The sequence below is a fragment of the Flavitalea flava genome (genome assembly GCF_054461575.1).
In genome coordinates, this window is the sequence record NZ_JBTLQH010000106.1 from 1 (window position 1) to 2,954 (window position 2,954).

Here is a 2,954-nt window from a genome sequence, read left to right on the forward strand (position 1 = left end):
CTGTGCGTTATCCTTGGTCAATCAACGGTGATCGATACGGTACCGGCGTTGTACCAGCAGATCGTACAATGGATACAGGGTCATGGGGGTGCCGAAGGGTTTAGGGGTATAAAGCAGGTCTTTATCGGGGGAGACCAGATTGCAGATGAGTTGTTGTATAGGTTATCGGAAGTGTTTGGGAACGCCCGGATCACGGTGACCTATGGTCCGACGGAGGGGACGATCTTTTGTACGGCGATCGATTATGCTGCCGGGGAGTTAGGCGTTGGTGCCAAAGGGCGGATCATCGGTCGTCCGCTGGCGGGCAGTCATATCTATGTATTGGATAAGTGTGGAGCGCTGTTGCCGGTGGGCGTGGAAGGGGAGATCTGTATCGGTGGCGGTGGGGTGGCCCGTGGATATGATAAGGCGGAGGCCTTGAGCGAACAACAATTTGTCAATCATGTATATGGGGCAGGGAAACTATACCGGAGCGGAGATATGGGTCGCTGGACGGCAGAGGGTTTGCTGGAGTTCCGGGGTCGTCGTGACGGTCAGGTGAAGATCCGGGGTCACCGGATCGAGCTGGGGGAGATCGAAAGGGCGTTGTTGCAAAGCGGTTGGGTCCAGGAGGCGGTGGTGGTGGCGCGCCCGGACGCCCAGGGGAACAAACGGCTGGTGGGGTATGTGGTGGGGGATGTAGCTGTCGGTGGAGGATCGCCGGAGGATAAAGGGTGGTCGTGGCGGCAGGAGCGGCTGTTGGGCTATCTGCGGGCAGCGTTACCGGACTATATGGTTCCCTGGATCCTGGTGGAGCTGGCGGTGCTGCCCTTGACGGGGAACGGGAAGATCGACCGGCAGTCGTTGCCGGAACCGGCAACCGGCGACCGGTCGGGGCGGGACTATGTGGGTGCGCGTACGCAGGCCGAGCAGGACCTGTCGGCTATCTGGGGAGAGTTGCTGGGTATAGGGCGGATAGGGATGAACGATAATTTTTTTGAACTGGGGGGGGACTCGATCATCACGATCCAGGTGGTGAGCCGGGCGCGGCGGATGGGTTACGGGGACCTGCGTGTGGCGGATCTGTTCACTTATCAGACGATAGAAGCATTATCATTGGCCATAGAGCAGCGCCGGATGAAGACGGGGGGTGGCCTGGGTACAGGAGGGGTACAGGGGCCTGTGGCGGAGGAAGAGCTGTTGACGGGTCCGAGCGGTTTGCTGCCGGTCCAGTCGGCCTACCTGTCTGGGGTAGTCGGAGCGGAAGGAGCAGGATCACATTTTAACCAGAGTCTATGTTTGAAACTAGATAAAAAGATTACAGCCCGGGAGCTGGAAAGGGCGATAGGTCAATTACGCGAGCATCATGATGCGCTCCGTTTCGGCTACCGGAAGAGCGGGAAGGAATGGATACAGGCGTATATGCCGTATGTCGCTGATGGCTCGCCGGCCCTGGTAGTGGAAGACATTGCCGGTGAAGAGCAACCGCAGGAATCCAGCCTGTTATCGGAGCCTTCACCGGGGCAGGGCAGTTCGTTAGCCACGGCGCTGCTGGATCGGGGGCAGTATTACCAGGAGAGTTTGAATATAGAGCAAGGGGAGTTGATGCGGGTGGTATTATTCCGGACCGGGTCGCGGGAGAAACAAAACCGGTTACTGATCGTGATCCATCACCTGGCGGTGGATGGGGTCTCGTGGCGAATATTGCTGGAGGATCTGGAATTCCTGCTAACGGGGAACAGAGAGCCTCTGAGGGAGGATAAAACCCGGGGAGCAAAAGGGGCCGGAATAGCGGATAAAGGGGCCGGGTTAAAAGCTAGAGGAGACGGGTCGTTTGCGGGACTGGGTGCGAAGGGTGCTTCGTACCGGTCCTGGTATGCGGCACTGGAACAATATGGGAAGAGCGGTCGTCTGCTGGGGCAGCTGGGTTATTGGGAGAAGACGGTTAATGGTTTGCGGCCACTGCCGGTAGATACGTCCTATAAGGGTTCGGTTCTTCAAAAGGAGATGGGTCATTACCGTGTGCGGCTAAGCGGTGTGCAAACGCAGCGTTTGCTGCAGGAAGTGCCGCGTGCCTATCATACAGAGATCACGGACCTGCTGCTGGCGGCACTGGGCAGGACCTGGCAGGAATGGAGCGGGGAAGACCAGGTGGTGATCGGTCTGGAGGGGCATGGCCGGGAGGATATCGGCCAAGGGTTAGACACGAGCCGTACGGTGGGTTGGTTTACGAGTCTGTACCCGGTGTTGCTGCGGATGGGCGAGGGGCAATCAGACGGCTTGCTGATTAAAGAGGTGAAGGAACAGTTGCGGAAGGTGCCGGACAAGGGACTGGGCTATGGGGTCTTGAGATATATCAGACAGGCACCGGGATTACAGGGCGCCCTACCCTGGGAACTGGTCTTCAATTACCTGGGTCAGCTGGATAAGGTGGTGAAGGCAGGAGGTTGGTTTAGCGGAGCGGAAGAGGCGGTGGGTTCGGGGGTGAGCGGGGAGCAGGTCTGCGCAGAGCTGCTAACGGTGACCGGTCAGGTGCAGGGAGGAGAATTGGTCTTGCACTGGGGGTACAGCCGCCGCCATTATGAGGAAGGAACGATCGGCGCGCTGGCCGAAAGATACGTGGCGGTGTTATCGGGTCTGATCGATCATTGTGCGGGCCAGGAGCCGGGGAGTGGCTGTCCTACGCCATCCGATTATGGATTGGGGGATGCGATCACGGTGGAAGAGCTGGATGCATTCCTGGAAGAAGCGGTGCCCGCGAAGAGGGAAGAGCGAAACGGGGGGCAGGTCAAGGGTGGGCGGCGGCAGGAGCTGGAAGGGCTGTACCGGTTGAGCGGTTTACAGGAAGGGATGTTGTTCCACAGTTTGTATGACGGGCAGGCGGGGGCCTATGTAGAGCAATTCAGTTGTGAGCTGCGGGGGCTGGACAAGGAAGCGTTCAGGCAGAGCTGGGCGTATCTGCTCAGGCGGCATAG

1 protein-coding gene is annotated in these 2,954 nt (G+C 58.9%); it reads left to right on the plus strand.

Features of this window, described 5'->3' with window-relative positions; all coding sequences use genetic code 11:
* The coding region (locus ACX0G9_RS31535; RefSeq protein ID WP_459068980.1) for a condensation domain-containing protein at positions 1–2,954 on the plus strand (2,954 nt) is incomplete at both ends.